The sequence below is a fragment of the Paenibacillus sp. MAHUQ-63 genome (genome assembly GCF_028765165.1).
Classification (GTDB): Bacteria; Bacillota; Bacilli; order Paenibacillales; family NBRC-103111; genus Paenibacillus_E.
Genome location: NZ_JARADB010000001.1, coordinates 1,551,971 through 1,571,578 on the forward strand (window position 1 = coordinate 1,551,971; position 19,608 = coordinate 1,571,578).

Below are 19,608 nucleotides of genomic sequence, written 5' to 3' on the forward strand. Positions count from 1 at the left end.
GATTTTCCCCACTCCTTTCCTCTCGCTTCTTGCAGTACGCGCGAGGCTATACGGAAACGGACAGATCGTTCAATACCGTATCGATCTCCACATAGGGATACCCGTGCGCTTCAGCAACAGCTTTATACGTGACTTTGCCTTCAATCGTGTTGAAACCTTTGGCCAAATCCTTACGCAGCAGTCCGGCTTCTCGATAGCCTTTATTCGCAATTTGCAAGCCATAGCCTATCGTCACGTTCGTTAATGCCACTGTCGATGTCTTGGCGACCGCCCCGGGCATATTGGCGACGGCATAATGCACAACGCCGTGCTTCACATACGTCGGATTGCTGTGGGTTGTAATTCGGTCGATCGTTTCAATCGAGCCGCCCTGATCAATCGCAACATCCACGATGACGGAACCGGGTTTCATCGTTTTCACAACCGCTTCCGTCACGAGCCGTGGCGCACGGCTCCCCGGTATCAATACGGCACCGATAAGCAGATCCGCTTTCTTAACCGCCTCCGCAATATTGCTTCCATGCGACATTAACGTGCGCAGACGTCCCTGAAATTGATCATCCAGCTCACGCAGGCGCTCCGCATTGACATCAAGCAGCGTCACGCTTGCGCCTAAGCCGACGGCCATTTTCGCCGCTTGCGTCCCTACGACGCCGCCACCGATAATGACAACTTCAGCCGGCGCTACGCCAGGAACGCCGCCGAGAAGAATCCCTTTGCCGCCCTTTGACTTCTCCAGAAATTGGGCGCCGATTTGAATGGACATCCGGCCGGCGACCTCACTCATCGGCGTCAGAAGCGGCAGCGAGCCGTTGTTCAATTGAATGGTTTCATAGGCGATAGCGATCACTTTCTTTTCGGTTAACGCACGAGTTAGCTCCGGCTCCGCTGCAAGATGCAGGTAAGTAAACAGAATTAATCCTTCGCGAAAATACGCGTACTCTTCGGCAAGCGGTTCTTTGACTTTAAGAACCATTTCAGCCGACCAAGCATCCCTGGCGGAAGGAACGATTATCGCACCTGCTGCGATATAATCTTCATCTGCAAAGCCGCTCCCAGAACCGGCGCTAGCTTCTACCCAAACCTCATGCCCGTTATGTTGAAAAGTGACGACACCGGCAGGTGTCAGGCCAACCCGATTTTCATTGTTCTTTATTTCTTTCGGCACGCCAATAATCATACTCATTCATCTCCTTTAGTTAGGTCCAAAACGTTTCTTGCTGTATCGCATCGACAAGACGAATCATATCTTCTACCTGCACTTCTCCGATGTTACCGATCCGGAACGTGTTCGCATTCGTAATTTTGCCCGGATAAATCACAAAGCCTCTGCGCTTCAATTTCTCATATAACGTTTGGAACTGGAAGGCCTCGCTTTCCGGGTAAAGAAACGAGGTGATGATCGGCGATTGCAATGGCTCCGGCAGCAGCGTTTCAAAACCGAGCATTTTCATCCCGCGAACGAGCACCCGTTGGTTTGCTTTGTAACGGTTATGTCTGGCGATGATTCCGCCTTCGTCTGCAAGCTCTTTCAGCGCTTCATAGAAAGCCCGGACAACGTGAGTCGGCGATGTAAAACGCCATTTTCCATTGTAATTTTCCATTTTATCCCATTGGTCATATAGATCGAGGGAATGAGAACGGGCCCACCCTGCGCATTTTTTCATCTCATCAATTTTGGCGATGATAAAACCGAATCCGGGTACGCCTTGGATGCACTTGTTCGCGCTGCTGATCAGAAAATCAATTTGCAGCTCCGCTATATCCATCGGAATTCCGCCGAAAGAGCTCATCGCATCCACAATATAGGTTTTGTTGTATTTTTTAGCAATTACACCGACGCCTTTGATCGGATTTAACATGCCTGTCGTCGTTTCGCAATGAACAACCGCTACATGCGTGATATCCGTTTCCTTAAGAAGCAATTGCTCCAATTGGCCCAAGTCAGGCGGAGCAACCTCTCCGTTATCCAAAAGAACGAGCGGGATGTTCAGCATTCTTGCCATCTGCGCCATCCGCTGGCCGTAAGCGCCATTCGCCATGACGAGAAGCTTGCCATGCGGCGGAATCACGCTTCCGATGACGGATTCCACGCAAAACGACCCGCTGCCTTGCATCAGAACCGAGCTATAAAGCGAAGTTTCTTTCGTCGCTAATTGTACAAGCCTGCCGCGAATATCCTGAACAATTCGATTATAGTCGTCATCCCATGTGCACCAGTCTTTCAGCATGGCCGCTTTCACCCTTTTGCTCGTCGATAGCGGTCCGGGCGTCAAAAGCAAATACGGGTTGTCTTCGATCAGATCCATATTCATCGTTGCAGTCACATTTGTTCTGTTCATCTATTGCTCGCCTCCTGCCATACGGGCATTAATGTCATCGATGACGTGCACAAGATCGCCGATCGACGGGATTACATAATGCGCTCCCGCCTCGAAGAAACGTTTCTCAACGACATTCATTTTCGCTTTCAATGCTTCGGCAGGCAGAGCGTTCACTTCCTCCTCGGTAAGCCCGAGCTCGCTTCCGCCCTTCACGACGCCAACGCTCCATGCGCCGGCATTGACGCCTTCCTGGATATCGCTGACTGTATCCCCAACTTTGACAATCGACTTAAAAGGATAAACCCCCAAATTCATGGCATTTACGTAACACATCCAAGGATACGGCCTACCTGCGATCACTTCGGTAGGAGTCACCAACGAATCCGGCTCATAGCCTTTCCTTTTGGCTTCCCGGCTGACGACCTTCATCATTTCTGCGGTATATCCGGTCGTTGAACCGATTTTCAACCCTCTTGCCCGCAATTCTTTCACTAAGTCCAAGGCGCCAGGAATTGGATCCGTATAGGCCGGTAAAATATCAAAGAGCATCGGTTCAAAATCGGCATACAAATCATCCACATCTGCGTCTATCGGCAATGCGCCATATTTATCCTTCCATAATTGAGCGATTCGCGGTATGCGGCATAAGGTTTGGATATGATCCCATTTCAAAAGCCCCATCGGGCCGCGAGCCTCTTCGGCGGTAATGGCAATCCCCCGTTTTTCGAAAATTCGGAGAAACACGTCCAAAGGCGCGAAACACCCGTAATCCACCATCGTACCTGCCCAATCAAAAATAACCGCTTGAATCTGATTTTCAATACTTTTCGCCACTAAAACCATCCCTTTCCAAGTCTCTTCATTATCGTTATTCGGATGCGATCCACGCTACACCCATATGCTCTAATTCAGGTTTCCAGGCTTCCGGTGCGGGAACTCCGCTGACAATGATGTCAATGTCCTGCAAATCCGACATTTTATGAAATTGCACCATGCCGATTTTGGAATGGTCGGAAACCACAATATTCGTTTTGGCATGCTCCATCAACTTCCGTGCGAATTTTCCGCGCTCCTCATCGAACGCTGTAATTCCCTTGTCGATCATCATCCCATCAATGGAGATAAACGCTTTGTCCGCATAAAAATTAGTTACCAGCTTCTCAGCTAGCGAGCCTACCACCCTGAATTGCATCGAACTGACTTTACCGCCAATAAAAAATAGTTCCCCTGTGTAAAGCTCCCTGTTCTTATAATCAATGAGCGAGTAAAGCGCAGGGAAAGAGTTTGTCAAGATCGTGAGATTTGTCTTATCAAGTAAATGTTCAATCATCTGCAGCGTCGTTGAGCCGTCATCGATGAAAATCACTTCATTGTCCTGGACGAGCGCTGCGGCGGCCTTGCCGATCCTTCGTTTTTCGTCCGCATGCAGCACTTCCCTTATCAAATGGGAGGGCTCTTCGCGAGAACGGTTCACCCTCACCGCCCCTCCATAGACCCGTTTCAGCTTGTTAGCCTCTTCGAGATCCTCCAGATACCTGCGGATCGTTTCGGAAGAGACTTGCAGCACTTCCACAAGCTCATTGGTAATGACCTTGCCTTCCGATTGTATGAGTTGAAGAATATACGCTTTACGTTCTTCCCCGATTAATGACACGCACAGTAACCTCCTTGCCCGTTACTTTCGAATTTGCCATGCCTCTGTCTTCCTTCTTATTTTCTTCGAAAGTACGGTGTACAGCAGTCTTACGATAATATTCGTAAGCACAATGAGTACCGCCATGGCCGCAGCCGCTGCAACGTCGCCGGCATCCTCCATATTCACCAGGGCAACCGCAGCCAGATTCAAATCCGCAGATCTCAGAAACACAACGGCTGAAACGGTAACCATCGAGTTGACAAAGAAATACATAGCAATTTCAAGAATGGCCGGCAGACACATCGGAACCGTTACTTTTAGCAATGTTCTGTAGAAAGGGACGCGCATCGATTCGGAAACGAGCTCAAATTCTTTATCCAGCTTCTTCAGCGCAGTCATCGCTGTGACGAACGGCACGCCATAGAAGTGAGTGATATTCGCCAGCACCAGGATCACCATCGTTCCGTAAATCCAGTTCAAGGGATTGCCCGGATTGTTAAAGAAGAAAATGTAGGCCAGACCAATTACCATACCGGGCAGTGCAAGCGGCAATACGGACAGAAAATAGCCTATCTGCCGAAGACCGTTCAAATGACGCGATTTCTCAATCAAATAAGCAAATAAAAAGGTGATGAACGTTCCTGCTATCGCCGTAAACAGCGACACTTGCAAGCTGGTCCAGAACGGGTCGAGGCCGGAGCCTGCGACGTTGGAAAAGTCATAATGCTTGAAGCTGAAACTTAAATTGTAAGGCCAAACTTTCATCAATGAAGCACAGACAATCGTGATTAATGGGATAAGAATTCCGGTAGAAATAATCAAACCAAATAGTTGATATAGCGTATCGCGAGTTTTACCGGCATGAATTCGGTAAGGCGTCGATTTGGATGAAAGCATGGAACGCTGTTTTCGTTCAACCATCCGGTCAACGGCAAAGGCGAGAATAGCGGGTATCGTTAACAAAATGCCAACCGTAGCACCCATCGACATATTTTGCTGTCCGATGACTTGCTTATAAATATCCGTCGCCAATACGTTGAATTTGCCGCCGATCGCTTGCGGCGCTCCGAAATCCGTAAAGCAGGCAGTGAAACAAACAAAGATCGCGCTGATTAAACCATACTTGACCGAAGGCAGCGTAACCGTCAAAAACACCCGCGCTTTGCTCGCTCCCAATGTTTCCGCGGCTTCGTACAGACGCTGATCCGTAATGGACAGGGCGGTAATGAAAATAAGAAACGCTTGCGGGAACAAGTAAATCACTTCGGATATGATGATGCCCACGGGCCCGTATATCTGGATATGAATGCCGCTAGGCAATAATCCGAACAAGCCATTGGTGAGCAGCCCCTGATTGCCGAATAAATACGTTAAGGCTATGCCGTGCATCATCGTCGGTTCAAAAAGCGGCAGCATCGCGACATAGTACAAGTAGGATTTGCCGCGGATGGCCGTTCGGCTAATTCCGTACGCATACAGAAAAGCCAGCGTGACGGCAATGCCGGTTGATGCCAATGAAACGTTTATCGTATTCCATAACGATTGCGCCAAAGAAGGCGTAGTAAAATATTTGATAAAATTCTGAATCCCGATAAATTCAGCTTTGGCGTTGAAGAAAGCTTTACTGAACAATAAACAGAGCGGCACGAATGTCGTGATTAACAGGGTGACAACAAGTACGGCAATAAGGGTATTTTGCAAATTAAAAAGTTCTCGGTAGTTATGGCGAACAGGCGGCATCCATGTGGCAGTCGGCTTCTCCATCATGCAGTCACCATGGCATCCGGCGTAAACGTTATGAGCCTTTCTTGCGGGAACTCAACGGATACTTCAGAGAACTTCATCAAGCTCAGCTTATGCGCTTGCCCGGCAGATACATCCACGGCCAGCAGTTGATTCCCGATCAGATCTTTCAGCTCGCGAATCGGCTGCAGCAGCAATCTGTAAAACGGTCCTCTGAACTCCATATGTTTGACGACAGCTTGGTAGCCTGAGCCTGGAGAAGAAATGCGGATATGCTCTGGTCTGACAGCAAAATCGGTAAGCGGGAGGTTCCCTTTGTGCGGCCCGAAGGCCAGGAAATTAATGGATCCTATAAAATCGGCTACAAAAGGCGATTCCGGCTGATCGTACACCTGCTGAGGGGTTCCGATTTGCACCATTTCAGCATTATTCATGACGACAATCCGATCGGCCATGGTCAAAGCCTCTTCTTGATCATGGGTGACCATAATCGTTGTAATGCCCAGCTTCTTTTGCAAATTGCATATTTCTTCCCGCAGCTTGGTCCGAACTTTGGCGTCCAGTGCCGATAGCGGTTCATCCAACAGGAGAAAATCCGGCGATAAGATGAACGCTCTGGCTAGGGCAATGCGCTGCTGTTGTCCGCCTGAAAGCTGGGCGGGATAACGGTCTTTCAAGTGCAGAAGATCGACCAGCGACAGCGCCTCGCTTACTTTTTCGTCGGTTACACGCTTGGTGAGCTTTCTTCCTTGCAGCCCATAAGCCACATTCTGAGCGGCTGTTAAATTCGGAAATAGGGCGTAGGATTGAAAGACCATGCCGAAATTGCGTTTGGACGGCTGCAGCTGTGTGATGTCCCTGCCCCCAACCGTAATTCGCCCGCGTGTCGGCTTCTCAAGACCGGCGATAATGCGCAGCAGCGTCGTTTTGCCGCAGCCGCTCGGACCGAGCAAACAAATGAATTCGTTCTTACGAATGTCGATGTTGATGTCTCTAAGCGCCGTAAAGGAGTCGAATGTTTTGTTCACACCTTGAATGGATAAATAGGCTTCTGGCATAAGCTGCCTCCTTGAACTTAGATTGAGAAGCAAGCGGCTGCTCACAGCAACGGATGAATGAGCAGCCGCCCGGAAACTCGCTTGACTATTTCGGCTCGCTCTTCGTGTTATACCGCTTATCCCATTCAGTCAAAATACTCTCGCGATTTTTCGCAGCTTCATTTAAATCATTCTTGATTAACTGCTTGATCGGGTCTACTTTGTAACCTTCAGGAAGCTTGGAAGCGTCCGTTTTGATAGCCAAGATCGCGAAATTTTTGTTGTATTCTTGCATCGCTTCATCCGTAATGGCCCAATCGAGGAATTGTTGAGATACTTGTTTGATCGATTTCTTCTTAATAAGCGCATTGGCTTCTACATCCCAGCCTGAGCCTTCTTTCGGAAATACGACCTCAACCGGGGAACCTTTCTTCTGCTCTTGCAAACCGCGGTATCCGAAAGAAATGCCGATCGGGTACTCGCCTGTGCCGGCGAGCTTAGCCGGTTTCGACCCGGAATGGACGTACATGGCGATATTGTCATGCAGCTTGCTCATATAGTCCCATGCCTTGTCTTTGCCATCCAGTTGAATAAATCCGGAGACGGTCAGGAAGCCTGTGCCTGAGGAAGACGGATTCGGCATTGTAATAAGGCCCTTGTATTCCGGTTTAATTAAATCCGCATAGGATTCGGGAATTGGCAGCTTGCGCTTCTCCATCTCTCTTTTGTTCACGATGAAAGCTGTTTCCCAAGCATCGATGCCAACCCAGTGCGCAGGTACATTTTTATCTTTAAAATCTGGCAGTATACGATCTACGCCCTGCGGAGCATAGGGCTCCAACTGATTGTTCTGATCAAGCACCAGCAAGCTTGTTGCCGCTAATCCCCAGACAACGTCTGCTTGCGGATTTTCTTTCTCAGCCAGTAGCTTGGCCGTGATCACACCTGTCGAATCCCGGACAATGTTCATTTTGACATCAGGATATTTCTTCTTGTAGCTGGCCAAATAGTTCTTGATCGCATCGTCTTCCAGAGCCGTATAGACGGTTAATTCCTTGCTGGCAGTATCCAAACTCCCGGTTCCTGCCGGACTTGCCGTCCCGGGGGTCGCCTCATTCATGGTTGCAGGTTTTCCGCACGCTGACAGTAATGATACCAATGTGGCCACAACGACTAAACTTTTAGTTAATTTTTTTCTCATTGTATCGATTCCTCTCCCTCTCCTGAGATCTGGCCTATCCGATGATCCGCACTCTTCTCTCTGCTTTCATTTTGTCTTCTCCAGGTGCTAAAGTCGTTTTCGATGATCGATCTTCGATCAAAGATCCCCCCCGCATCGTTATTAGCACAAAAACAAACTCAAAAACAACACTCATAAATTGAAATTAATTGTTTTTAGTTGTTTTCATACGCAGATTATATGTTGTGTTTTGTTGTATGTCAATGATCTTTATGTCATAATTCATAACATTATTTATGGTTTTATTGAAAGTTGATCCTGAATCATTAAAAACTGAAGAAAATAACCTCATTTAAGTCAAGTAAGTTTACACATAGTTTACAAACAAGCTTGATTTTCAGTCATAATTTACATTATTTTAACAAATCGATATTGTAGTTCTAACATTTCAATGATAATATCAAACGAAACACACATTAAACAAACGAAAAACACTTTTTTTTAGACATTATCATATTCTCAAGAGGGGGGGACTTTATGTTTTATGAGCTTAATGAGCTTTATAAGCGACTCTCGCATCATGGTCATCGGCATTTTATTGGAGTCTTTTCCTTTCATTTTACTTGGCGTCGCGATTTCGGCCCTGCTGCAAACCTTTATTAGCGATCAGACGCTACAGCGGTGGATACCGAAAAAAACGATTCCCGGCATCCTGTTCGGTTGTTTGCTTGGCATCATCTTCCCGCTTTGCGAATGCGGAATCATCCCTGTGGTGCATCGGCTAATCCGCAAAGGCATGCCGCCTTATATCGGCATCGTGTTTATGATGGCCGGCCCGGTCTTCAAAACCAGTTCGCCTTGGGACGGTTCTCGATGCGGTGCTGTGTCACAGACTCTGTGCCGCTTGCCATTCTCGTCGAGACCGATACCCCCGAACTATGGCATAACAATGCGTATGCGGTCGCCCTCGGCACCATCGAAAAACGCATGTTTGACGGTAAAAACGTATTAACGATCGTTGCAAAAACGATAGATACGCAAAAAGAACCGACTAGTCCATACGTGTATCAAAATTCATACTTCGGAAATTGAAACGAACGTCAACCATTTATCCATTAGATCAGCCTGAGCAAGAACAAGAAGTGCCTCTGAGCAGTTTGGTCGAACATTAAGAGTTTATAAAAAGGTAACGGCGTGCTGTATAGTCTTTCTGATAAATGGAACGCTCGTCGTTAATATTCAAGTGCGAGTGCCCCGATAAAACAACAACCTGCGGAAAGTCTTTCAATTGGTTTTTTATTCGTGGAGTGTCAGGGGAATATGAGTTTTCTGTAGACTCTCTGAGGCGACACCAGCAGGGGGCAGGTTTTGATCTCCTCTCTCCGTGCCCTTAACCTCCGTTTATGACAATTCCTGATCCAGTTGTGAGATAGATCACATATGTTCTCAAGGGGATCTGTTAATCTATGTTCTGAGGATATTACTAAATGGGTACGGAGGGATTATTCCATGTTTTGTTATCAATGTGAGCAAACCCCGACAGGTGGATGCAAGGTCATCGGTGTCTGCGGAAAAGATGAAAATATCGCCAGCCTGCAGGACACTATGATATTTGCGTTAAAAGGTATTGCCGCTTATGCTACGCATGCCAGACAGCTAGGCTATAGCGACCCTGACGTAGATCGCATTACACATGAAGCCTTGTATATGACTTTGACGAATTCTAATTTCAATCTTCAGGAACATATAGATATGGCTATGAAAGTCGGTTCTGCTGCCATTAAAATCATGGATGTTCTTGATCGCGCTCACACGGCTCACTTCGGAGTGCCGCAGCCAATTACGGTATCTCAGAACAAAATCGAAGGCCATGCCATCGTCGTAACCGGGCACAACCTTTATGCTTTGGAGGAATTGCTGAAGCAAACGGAGGGCAAAGGCATCAACATCTATACCCATTCCGAAATGCTTCCGGCCCACGGTTACCCCAAACTGAAGCAATATGCGCATCTGAAAGGAAATATAGGTAAAGCCTGGTTTGACCAACGGCGTATTTTCGAGAAGTTCCCAGGAGCCATTTTGGCTACAACCAACTGTGTGATGCCAATTAAAGGCACCTATGCCGACCGCTTCTTTTCGTACGATATCGCAGGTCTCGAAGGCGTTACCAAAATCGAGGGCGATGATTTCACCCCATTGATTGACAGAGCTTTGTCACTGCCCGCTGTCACCATAGAATCGGAGCAGGTTCTTACGACCGGTTACCATCATGAAACGGTGATCGGGCTCGCTCCCGAAATCATTCAAGCTGTGCAAGCAGGCAAAATCAAGCGCTTCTTCGTCATTGCCGGCTGCGATGCGCCCGGAACCGGCGGCGAATATTACCGCGAGCTCGCCACCTCACTGCCTAACGATACCGTCATTCTCACGACCTCCTGCGGTAAATTCCGCTTCAATGATGTCGATTACGGTACGGTGGCCGATACGGGCATCCCTCGCTATATCGATCTTGGCCAATGCAATAATTCGGGTTCCACCGTCAAAATCGCCATGGCTTTGGCCGATGCATTTGGCTGCAGCGTCAACGATCTGCCAGTCAGCATCGTCCTCTCCTGGTTTGAGCAGAAAGCCGTTGCTATTCTTCTCGGTTTGTTCAGCCTGGGAATTCAAGATATTCGCATCGGACCTAAACCTCCGGAATTCATCAATCCAGGCGTGATGAATGTGCTTGTGGAGACCTTCGGACTTAAACTAATCAGCGATGCTCAAGAGGACATGGCAGCGATGCTTTCGCAATAAAACACAAATGGACGTATAGCCTCGCCGGCTATACGTCCATTATTACGTTCCCTATCTGATGAGCGGATGCGAAAACAATCACTTCTTCGGAATGATCAAGGTGACACATGTTCCTTGGCCATGTGCCGAACGAATATCGAATTGTCCGCCAACACTCTTGGCTCTTTCCTCCATACTGAACAGACCGACGCCTTTCGTGACATCGCTTTGAACAAACCCTTGTCCCCGATCTTCGATGCGCACTTCAACAACCGAATCTTTATCATGAACGGATACATGAGCTTCGGAAACATCGGCATACTTGGCTATATTGGTAAGAGCCTCTTGAATAACACGGTAAATCGTCGTTTCCTCGACCGCCCCTAATCGCCTACGCAGATTGCTATCAAGGATTACACGTATGCCGTAATGTTCCATATAATTTTCTATATAAGTACGAATGGCAGGCACGACCCCCAGATCATCCAGAACAGAAGGACGGATCTCCCAGGCCAAATTACGAACTTCCTCAATGATTCCGGAGACAACTTGCCGTAGATGGGTGATTTCAGTATTTGAATTTTCACTTTCTCCGATTAGTTTATCCATCTGTATCAATAGGGAGAAGAGACTCTGACCGATGCCATCATGCAGCTCACGCGAAAATTTCCTTCGTTCCTCTTCTTGAATTTGCATGACCTGTGACATCATAAGCTGCAGTTCTTCCTCGACACGCTTTAATTGCGTTACTTCATTGCGAATGGCAAGATACTGGTAGGGATGACCTTGTGCATCCACAAATGGCACTATCGTCGTATCCACCCAGTAATACGTGCCATCTTTCGCTTTATTTTTGATCTCTCCATGCCACACCTGGCCGGAAGAAATCGTTTGCCACAACGAGGTCATGAATTCTTTGCGGTGATAACCCGAATTAATAATGCGATGATCTTGACCGAGCAGTTCAGCACGTGAATATTTGGAAATCGCACAAAATTTATCGTTCACATATTGTATTTTCCCTTTTTGATCGGTGACTGCCACAATGGAAGATTCATCTAGGGCAAACTTAACATCTGACAGTTGTTTAAGCGACTGCTTCAGGTGATCTTGAAACAAAGAGTCAGTAATATAATCGTCCAGGTGTGCGATAAGCTCAGCTACATTCTCGCCAATCACTTCCGGATACTCCCTGCTTAGATCCTTACTCAAAGTTCAACAATCCTTTCTTGACGGCAAACTTCACCAGCTCAGGTCTCGTTTTTAGCCCAAGTTTCTCCATGACGTTGCTTTTATGCGATTCCACCGTTTTGACGCTGATAATCAATTGGTCGGCTATCTCTTTATTCGAGAATCCTTTGGCAATCAGCGCCAATACTTCCTTTTCCCGTTCCGAGAGAGATTCGTAAGTTCCCGTATTTTCCCCGTGCTTCAAACGTTCAATATATTCACTCATGAGCCGCTTGGTCGCTGTTGGATATAGATAGGCGTTGCCGGCAGCAACAGAGCGTATGGCGGTCAGCAGCTCCTCGTGCGGGGCGCTTTTCAAAATATACCCAGAAGCGCCTGCGTGTATAGCTCTGAACAGGTATTCGTCGTCATCATGCATCGTCAGGACTAATACGGCCAAATTCGGCATCAGCCGCTTTAACTCCGCTGTCGCGGTAAGCCCATCCATGCCTTGAGGCATATTTAAATCCATTAATACGACATCCGGTTTAAGCAGATGAGCGGCTTGAATGCCTTCTTCTCCGTCAGCTGCCTCTCCGATCACTTCTATGTTATGCTTACCATGCAGCAGACTCATTAAGCCTGACCTGACTACGGCATGATCATCAACTACCAGGATTTTGAGCATATCCATCCTCCAATTCATCGGCTAGTACGGCCCGCCATCATTATTACCCTAATCATAACAAAAAAGAATGAATTCCGGTAATGGAACTCATTTCGCTATTTCACCTTTATGCTTCCTAAGATGCCATGCCAGTACATGAAGCTTCTCTTGAACGGCCAGGATCTCCTCTTGTTCATACCTTAGCTGCGCTCTTTTCCCTATGAACAATAATCCTCTTATCCAAGAACGCGGATGATCGGAATCCGTGAGGATCGGAAATACAGCCGCTGTTTGCAGCTGTTCGGCAAGTATAACAGGACAGCTGCGTCGAACGGCATCCGCATCCGAATGGGTGTCATCCACTTTCACCCATCTGCCCAGACGCAGGGAAGAACCTGCTAAGCCTTGACCTGATTTAATCACCATTTGCTGATAGCGTTTATTTCTGAAGCCTATAGCATACTTCCAACGTATGTTATGGGCATTAACATTGCCATTCAATGGCGCCAGCGCGATGAAATCACTTGACGTCAGGCTTCGCAAGCGCTCCAGCTCCTCTATGATCTCTGCATCGCCATCTGCCATATTGGCCACCTCCCATTCTGCACCAGAGCAGATTTATCCTACTTTCCATTGTAGACGTTTGAACTCGTCTTGTAAGTCGGGGAAAACCCTGATTTCAAGATCAGGGTTTTATGCCGGCTATCCCTTGGATTCCCTCAGGCTGTTATCAGGAAAATCAGGTATGAACCTGTGATTTTTCTCACTCCAATATAAGGGTTTTACCCTTCAAAGATCAGGAGAACTCCCGATAATCAAATCCATTCGAATTCGTTATGATATAGCTAACAAACAATCGTTGAGGAGCTGGCACAGATGGCCGTTAAGTGTCAATGGAATGAAGATAACAAAGGGATTACGAAGTTTTTCTCCGAAGAGAATTTCCATAAGCTACAAAGCATTATGTATCTCAAGCATGCGGTGAAGGGCGATTATCTTTTCTGGGAGGGCGATGTCGCGGATAAATTGTACTATATCATCAAAGGCGGAGTCCGTATCACCAAGCTGTCGGAAACAGGCAAAAGCTTTATCTTATATCTGCACCAAGCAGGTGATTTATTCGGACAGATGGATCCGTTTCAGAACTCCGTACAAAGCTTCAGCGCGGAAGTCACAACCGATTGCGAGATTGGCGTGATGCAGCGGAAAGACCTCGAGGTATTACTTTGGCAGCACGGGGATATGGCCATCGAGTTTATGCAATGGATGGGGCTCATGCACCGCATGACGGAAACGAAGTTTCGCGATTTGATGATGTACGGGAAACCAGGCGCACTCTGTTCGTTGCTTATCCGACTTAGCAATTCGTACGGCGTTCCAAAAGGTCCGCATACTTTGATTAATTACAAGATCAATAATACCGAAATGGCGGATATGATCGGAGCTACACGGGAAAGCGTCAACCGGATGTTGAGCGATATGAAAAAGGAGGATGCCGTTGAGATCCAAAATGGACAGATCGTGATCAAAGATTTGACCTATCTCCGCGATATCTGCCACTGCGAGAACTGCCCTAAAGAAATTTGCCGTATGTAGAAGAACCGGAAATCTATGCTCATCTAGCATAAGGCCTCCGGTTCTTATATGCCTAAATTCGATCCAACTCATCTTGCAGCTGGCGAGACCGCTTTGCATTTCCTTCTGCAAAATTTTGCAGTCTAATTTTCAATTCCTCATTGTCATGCAGGCTTTCTGACGTAAGGGTATAAGTACGGAGCAGTTCCGTCTCCTGTTCCAATGTTTGCTGAAGAATTTCCTTCAATGACTCTTTATCGATTCCACATTCTTTACCTGGTTGATCACAATCCACAGAGATATTCACCTCCTGCTTATCTATTGTGACCGTTCGCTACTGACTTATACCGGGATTTAAAATTAATTCCTTGTGACATTGATCACATCCAGTTACCACAGAACATTGTAAGATAAAAGTGTAGAGAGACAGCAAATAAACCGAAGAGACGATAATGTTTATGAAACGATCTCTATGGATGCACGGAAAGACATTTGTCAGGATTCTTGTGGAAAATTTCACTTAGGAGATGATTGTGATGTTAGTGAACTGGCTTAGAGAGAATAAGTACGCTGCTGCAGTTCTTCTATTCGTTCGATTGTATCTAGGGTATGAATGGCTTACGCACGGATGGGAAAAATTGATGGGGAACTTCAATGCCGGAGGGTTCCTCAATAATGCGGTGAATAACCCGGTTATCGACAAAGCGACGAACGAGCTTATTTATCCGACTTTCACCGCTTTTGTAACCAACTTCGCATTGCCGAATGTCAAGATTATTAACTTCCTGATCCCGCTAGGTGAATTCCTGGTCGGCCTTGGCTTAATTCTCGGAGCTTTCACAACCGCGGCAGCGTTTTGCGGACTTCTCATGAACTTCATGTTCATGTTCGCCGGCACCGTAAGCACGAACCCATGGTTCATCCTCATTGGCGGGATCTTGTTCCTAGGGGGAGCAAATACAGGCAAATTCGGCGTCGACCACTACCTCCTGCCGCTGCTTCGCCATGTACTCACTCACAAAAAAGAAGGCACAAAAAACAAACCTACCGGAACCATACGTCCGAGACATATTTAAAAATGATGAAACCAGGAAGAGACCGTTCAATCTGAGCGGTCTTTTTTTTGTTGAAGTTTCAATCCCGTTTGCTCACAAATAACAGGCGCCCTCCCCGAATGATACCGGGATGAGAGCGCCTCAGAAGAACCTCATCTTATCGTTCATTTAACATTTGATCTGCTACTGGGAAGAACATTTCCTCTTCCGCGAGGAGATGCTCATTCAATACCGAACATGCCACACGAAGCAGCGAGATCACTCTCTTCAACTCCTTGCCGTTCGTTGCCATACATTGATCCGCAATTTCATTGAACGAGCGAACGAAGCGTTCCGCCTGCTTGTGATCCTCTTCCATGACCCATGTCGAAGTTATAAAAGACGGCTCCATGCCCTGATTGGCATATCGTGCAAGGAGAGGAAGCACTTCCTCTTCTTCCCAATGCTCGTGCTCTTCCAGCTGTGTCATGAATGCGGCCATTTGTTTCCGAATTTCTCGAAGTAGATCCGTCCATTCATCTGAACCGCGTAAATGGTTTGTTTTATCCTGGACAAGGTCGAGCTCCTTTTTTAACGCATCGTGCTCATCCTTCAATCGTTGTACAACCTGCTTGAAAGGGGTGGTTTGCATCTCATGAATGGGATAACCGAGCTCAATAATCATTGAATATCTCCTCCTTGTGTAGCGTGCCGTTATTTCACCTATGAGAAAAAGTATTCTAAATCGGTTAGCACTTTTTCTGCCAAAGGGAATACGAGCTGCTCCTCCATGGTCAAGTGGTCGTTAAGGATCAAACAAGCCTGGATCAGATGTGCCGTTGCCTCAACGAGCTGCTTTTTGGCGACTAACGGCGTTAAATCGATAACAGCTTCATGAAACGTTTGAATAAATAAAAGCGCCAATTGATGATCCTTTTCAAGTACCCAGAAAGAGGGTGTGATCGATGGAACGGGTTGTCTGTCGAAATAATCCTGCAGGAAGGGAAACAACTCCTGGTCTTCCCACTCGGCGTGACGCTCCAGAGCTTGAACAAACGCTGAAGTTTGCTGCCTTAAATCATGCAGAACTTGGATTCCCTTCGCAGGATCGTTCAGCAATCCCACTTCCTTGGCGCTTGTTTCAAGAATTCTCAATTGGTATCGCAGCCGATCGTGCTCTTCCCGCAATCGATCGGTGGCAAACTCAAGTTCAGACGGGTTCGAGGCGGCTATTCCCAAAATGGAGCTTATTGCATGTATGGCCATTTACAATCCCTCCAAAGTACGGCGTTTACTTCTAACTATAGTATAAATTCAACCGTTGACTCTTGCTGTGCGTTACATCACATCATCCCCGATCGGAGACTCGAAGTGTAAGAGTACATAACAAATAGTGCCGGATCAAAGTCCGGCGCTATTTGTATGGATATCCATGATCACTTCTTTGGGGCTGGCTTGAATGCCCTGATCCATAATGCTTCGCGCACGGGCAACATCCCGATCGGTTGGAATGGGGCAGCTCTCGAGCGGATACGTTTTGCCCATTTGCTGCCATTTATACACCCCCATCCTGTGATAGGGGAGCAGCTCTATTTTCTTCACGTTGTCCAAAGACCCAATGAACCTGCCCAATTCAAGTAAATCCGAGTAGTCATCCGTCCAACCGGGGACTAAAACATGACGGATCCAAGCGGGTTTATGGATCTCGTTCAAATGAACGGCAAAGCGCTTGATCCGGTCATTCGGCTGAGCCGTAAGTGCGATGTGCTTGTCAGGATTTATTTGTTTCAGATCCAGCAGGACCAAATCGGTAACGCTCAGCAGCTCATTGGCATGACCTTGCTCACAGAAACCGTTGGTGTCCAATACCGTATGCAAGCCATAACGTCGTTTGCACTCGGCAAACAGACGAGCCAGGAAGGGAGCTTGCAAGGTCGGCTCCCCCCCTGTCACGGTAATTCCCCCTCCGGATCGTTGATAATACGCCAAGTAAGGCTCTATTTCCGCTAATATCTCCTCTACGTCCATCTGCCTTCCTGCGTTCATTTCCCATGAATCCGGATTGTGGCAGTATTGACATTTCAGCGCACAACCCTGCATGAAAAGCACGAAGCGGATGCCCGGACCGTCAACGGTGCCGAAGGTGTCGAAGGAATGAATGCGTCCTTTCATCGGGTCTGCACCCCTTTCTGTTCTCACATCGTCCCATGGAAGGTACGGTGAATGACATCAAGCTGCTGTTCGCGAGTCAGCTTGATGAAGTTAACCGCGTAACCGGATACGCGAATCGTGAGCTGCGGATACTGCTCCGGATGCTCCATGGCATCTAGCAGCTGAGCGCGGTCGAATACGTTAATATTCAAATGGTGCCCTTGGTTCGCCATGTAGCCATCCAGCAGAGCCACGAGGTTCGATATGCGCGTATCTTCTTCACGCCCGAGCGCCTTCGGCACAATGGAGAACGTATTGGAAATACCGTCAAGGCAATGCTCATACGGAATTTTGGATACGGATGCCAGTGAGGCCAAAGCCCCTTTACGGTCGCGTCCGTGCATCGGATTCGCGCCCGGTGCGAATGGCTCGCCCGCTTTCCGTCCATCTGGCGTGCTTCCTGTCTTTTTGCCATAGACGACGTTGGATGTAATCGTCAGAACGGACATCGTCGGAACCGCGCCGCGGTAAGTTTGGTGCTTGCGGAGCTTATTCATGAACGTTTCGGCCAACTGGACGGCAATTGCGTCCACGCGCTCATCGTTGTTCCCGTACTGCGGATAATCCCCTTCGATCTCATAATCGACGGCAATCCCCTTGTCGTTGCGGATCGGGCGCACTTTGGCATGTCGGATGGCGCTGAGCGAGTCGGCGACTACGGATAATCCGGCAATGCCGCAGGCCATCGTTCGTAGAATCTCGCGGTCATGTAATGCCATTTCTAACCGCTCGTAGCAGTATTTATCGTGCATATAGTGAATGACATTCAGCGTGTTCATGTACAGCTTCGCCAGCCACTCCATGATAGTATCGAATCTCTCTGCCACTTCTTCATAGTTCAGAACTTCAGAAGCGATTGGAGCCAGTTTAGGTCCGACTTGAATGCCAAGCTTCTCATCCACACCGCCGTTGATGGCATACAGCAATGCTTTCGCTAGATTGGCGCGGGCGCCGAAGAATTGCATTTGCTTGCCGATCCGCATCGCCGAGACGCAGCAGGCGATGCCGTAATCGTCTCCATAATAAGGACGCATGAGATCATCATTCTCATATTGAATCGAACTGGTCTCCGCCGATACCTTCGCACAGAACGCTTTGAAATCTTCGGGAAGCTGCGTAGACCATAGTACCGTTAGGTTTGGCTCAGGGGCGGGACCCAAGTTGTACAAGGTATGAAGGAAGCGGAAGGAATTTTTGGTAACACGCGGCCTGCCGTCCAGTCCCATCCCCCCGATCGACTCCGTTACCCAAGTCGGATCTCCGCTAAACAGTTCATTATAATCCGGCGTGCGCAAAAACTTAACGATACGCAGCTTCATAACCAAATGGTCAACGAGTTCCTGCGCTTGCTCTTCCGTCAGAGTACCCTCCTGCAAATCTCGTTCGACATATATATCGAGGAAGCTGGATACGCGGCCAAGGCTCATAGCTGCGCCATTCTGCTCCTTAATGGCAGCCAAATAAGCGAAGTACACCCACTGTACGGCTTCGCGGGCATTAGCCGCCGGCGATGAAATATCATAGCCGTAAGACTTCGCCATCTGCTTCAGTTCATGCAGACTGCGGATTTGCTCGGACAATTCTTCACGAAGCCGGATGACGTCCTCGGTAATGGCGTCTACTTCAAGTTGAAGCAGGTCCTTCTTTTTCTCCTCAATTAATCGGTCCACGCCATATAAGGCCACACGCCGATAATCGCCGATGATGCGTCCACGTCCGTATGCATCCGGAAGACCTGTGATGATCCCCGCTTTGCGGGCTGTTTTCATCTCCGTGGTGTAAGCGTCGAATACGCCTTGGTTATGCGTTTTGCGAATATCTGTGAACAGACGGACCATGTCTTCAGGCAGCTTGAAACCGTAAGCTTCGCATGCATCTACGGCCATACGGATGCCGCCAAAAGGCTGTATGGAGCGCTTCAAAGGAGCGTCGGTTTGCAGCCCGACGATCTGTTCTTTCTCCCGGGCAATATAACCCGGCGCATGCGAGGTAATTGTGGATACGGTATTGACGTCCACGTCCAGAACGCCGCCGTTCTCCCTTTCCTTGCGGGTCAATTCACTGACCATTCGCCATAGCTCTTCCGTAGCTTCCGTAGGACCAGCTAAGAAGGCATGATTCCCGGTGTAGGGGGTCACATTTGTATCAATGAAATCTTTGACATCAACCTGATGCTCCCACTTGCCTTTCGTAAAGCCTCTCCAACTATTCATATGCACATCTGCTTCTCGTACAGCCATTGTCGGCACCTCC

The 19,608-nt window shown here is 48.0% G+C and carries 20 protein-coding genes and 1 pseudogene; 6 read left to right on the plus strand and 15 right to left on the minus strand.

Annotated features, from left to right (window positions below; translation table 11 throughout):
- Positions 1-46: 46 nt before the first annotated feature.
- The 7 genes from ald to PUT07_RS06835 all read right to left on the minus strand — a co-directional run bounded on the left by ald (position 47) and on the right by PUT07_RS06835 (position 7,860).
- Complete coding sequence (ald, locus tag PUT07_RS06805; protein WP_274467497.1) at positions 47-1,180, minus strand: alanine dehydrogenase; 1,134 nt, start codon at positions 1,178-1,180, stop codon at positions 47-49.
- 19 nt (positions 1,181-1,199) lie between these two features.
- Complete coding sequence (gene phnW, locus PUT07_RS06810; protein WP_379239637.1) at positions 1,200-2,315, minus strand: 2-aminoethylphosphonate--pyruvate transaminase; 1,116 nt, start codon at positions 2,313-2,315, stop codon at positions 1,200-1,202.
- A gap of 27 nt (positions 2,316-2,342) precedes the next feature.
- Positions 2,343-3,158: a phosphonoacetaldehyde hydrolase gene (gene phnX, locus PUT07_RS06815; RefSeq protein WP_274467068.1), complete on the minus strand. Its 816-nt coding sequence runs from the start codon at positions 3,156-3,158 to the stop codon at positions 2,343-2,345.
- A gap of 34 nt (positions 3,159-3,192) precedes the next feature.
- Entirely contained in the window at positions 3,193-3,978 is a 786-nt protein-coding gene (locus tag PUT07_RS06820; protein ID WP_274467069.1) for a DeoR/GlpR family DNA-binding transcription regulator, read from the minus strand.
- A gap of 21 nt (positions 3,979-3,999) precedes the next feature.
- Entirely contained in the window at positions 4,000-5,700 is a 1,701-nt protein-coding gene (locus PUT07_RS06825; RefSeq protein ID WP_274467498.1) for a putative 2-aminoethylphosphonate ABC transporter permease subunit, read from the minus strand.
- A 23-nt stretch (positions 5,701-5,723) separates the two neighbouring features.
- The gene (locus PUT07_RS06830) at positions 5,724-6,761 is read right to left on the minus strand and encodes an ATP-binding cassette domain-containing protein (protein ID WP_274467070.1); all 1,038 of its coding nucleotides are present in this window, start codon (positions 6,759-6,761) and stop codon (positions 5,724-5,726) included.
- A gap of 85 nt (positions 6,762-6,846) precedes the next feature.
- Positions 6,847-7,860: a putative 2-aminoethylphosphonate ABC transporter substrate-binding protein gene (locus tag PUT07_RS06835; protein ID WP_274467071.1), complete on the minus strand. Its 1,014-nt coding sequence runs from the start codon at positions 7,858-7,860 to the stop codon at positions 6,847-6,849.
- 640 nt (positions 7,861-8,500) lie between these two features.
- Here PUT07_RS06835 and PUT07_RS35570 point away from each other — a divergent pair.
- The 4 genes and pseudogenes from PUT07_RS35570 to hcp form a co-directional block, all read left to right on the plus strand.
- Positions 8,501-8,749, plus strand: a pseudogene (locus PUT07_RS35570) (permease); the annotation flags it as partial.
- A gap of 44 nt (positions 8,750-8,793) precedes the next feature.
- Positions 8,794-9,012 carry a TIGR03943 family putative permease subunit gene (locus PUT07_RS35575; RefSeq protein ID WP_379239623.1) on the plus strand — a complete coding sequence of 73 codons (219 nt, stop codon included), beginning with the start codon at positions 8,794-8,796 and terminating at the stop codon, positions 9,010-9,012.
- Positions 9,009-9,092: a small, acid-soluble spore protein, H family gene (locus PUT07_RS35580; RefSeq protein WP_379239638.1), complete on the plus strand. Its 84-nt coding sequence runs from the start codon at positions 9,009-9,011 to the stop codon at positions 9,090-9,092. Before PUT07_RS35575 ends, PUT07_RS35580 begins: the two co-directional genes overlap by 4 nt.
- 337 nt (positions 9,093-9,429) lie before the next feature.
- The gene (gene hcp, locus PUT07_RS06845) at positions 9,430-10,719 is read left to right on the plus strand and encodes a hydroxylamine reductase (RefSeq protein WP_274467073.1); all 1,290 of its coding nucleotides are present in this window, start codon (positions 9,430-9,432) and stop codon (positions 10,717-10,719) included.
- A 78-nt stretch (positions 10,720-10,797) separates the two neighbouring features.
- Here hcp and PUT07_RS06850 read toward each other — a convergent pair whose 3' ends face one another.
- The 3 genes from PUT07_RS06850 to PUT07_RS06860 all read right to left on the minus strand — a co-directional run bounded on the left by PUT07_RS06850 (position 10,798) and on the right by PUT07_RS06860 (position 13,120).
- Positions 10,798-11,910, minus strand: coding sequence for a PAS domain-containing sensor histidine kinase (locus PUT07_RS06850; protein ID WP_274467074.1), 1,113 nt, complete (start codon positions 11,908-11,910; stop codon positions 10,798-10,800).
- On the minus strand, positions 11,903-12,556 hold the full coding sequence (locus PUT07_RS06855) for a response regulator transcription factor (RefSeq protein WP_274467075.1): 654 nt from the start codon (positions 12,554-12,556) through the stop codon (positions 11,903-11,905). The genes PUT07_RS06850 and PUT07_RS06855 overlap by 8 nt, the downstream gene beginning before the upstream one ends.
- An 87-nt stretch (positions 12,557-12,643) precedes the next feature.
- Positions 12,644-13,120: a hypothetical protein gene (locus tag PUT07_RS06860; protein WP_274467076.1), complete on the minus strand. Its 477-nt coding sequence runs from the start codon at positions 13,118-13,120 to the stop codon at positions 12,644-12,646.
- Between the two features lie 291 nt (positions 13,121-13,411).
- Between PUT07_RS06860 and PUT07_RS06865 the strand changes: the two genes are divergently transcribed.
- Positions 13,412-14,131, plus strand: coding sequence for a Crp/Fnr family transcriptional regulator (locus tag PUT07_RS06865; RefSeq protein ID WP_274467077.1), 720 nt, complete (start codon positions 13,412-13,414; stop codon positions 14,129-14,131).
- A 52-nt stretch (positions 14,132-14,183) separates the two neighbouring features.
- On the opposite strand, the gene PUT07_RS06870 is transcribed toward PUT07_RS06865, so the two are convergent.
- Entirely contained in the window at positions 14,184-14,405 is a 222-nt protein-coding gene (locus PUT07_RS06870) for a hypothetical protein (RefSeq protein WP_274467078.1), read from the minus strand.
- A 241-nt stretch (positions 14,406-14,646) separates the two neighbouring features.
- On the opposite strand from PUT07_RS06870, the gene PUT07_RS06875 reads away from it, so the two are divergent.
- Positions 14,647-15,186 carry a DoxX family protein gene (locus tag PUT07_RS06875; protein ID WP_274467079.1) on the plus strand — a complete coding sequence of 180 codons (540 nt, stop codon included), beginning with the start codon at positions 14,647-14,649 and terminating at the stop codon, positions 15,184-15,186.
- A 136-nt stretch (positions 15,187-15,322) separates the two neighbouring features.
- Here PUT07_RS06875 and PUT07_RS06880 read toward each other — a convergent pair whose 3' ends face one another.
- The 4 genes from PUT07_RS06880 to pflB form a co-directional block, all read right to left on the minus strand.
- On the minus strand, positions 15,323-15,829 hold the full coding sequence (locus PUT07_RS06880) for a hemerythrin domain-containing protein (protein ID WP_274467080.1): 507 nt from the start codon (positions 15,827-15,829) through the stop codon (positions 15,323-15,325).
- A 38-nt stretch (positions 15,830-15,867) separates the two neighbouring features.
- Positions 15,868-16,410: a hemerythrin domain-containing protein gene (locus PUT07_RS06885; protein WP_274467081.1), complete on the minus strand. Its 543-nt coding sequence runs from the start codon at positions 16,408-16,410 to the stop codon at positions 15,868-15,870.
- 135 nt (positions 16,411-16,545) lie between these two features.
- Positions 16,546-17,316, minus strand: coding sequence for a pyruvate formate-lyase-activating protein (gene pflA, locus PUT07_RS06890; RefSeq protein ID WP_274467082.1), 771 nt, complete (start codon positions 17,314-17,316; stop codon positions 16,546-16,548).
- 23 nt (positions 17,317-17,339) lie between these two features.
- Positions 17,340-19,595 (minus strand): formate C-acetyltransferase, encoded by a 2,256-nt coding sequence (gene pflB / locus PUT07_RS06895; protein WP_274467083.1) that lies wholly within the window; start codon positions 19,593-19,595, stop codon positions 17,340-17,342.
- Between the last annotated feature and the right edge of the window lie 13 nt (positions 19,596-19,608).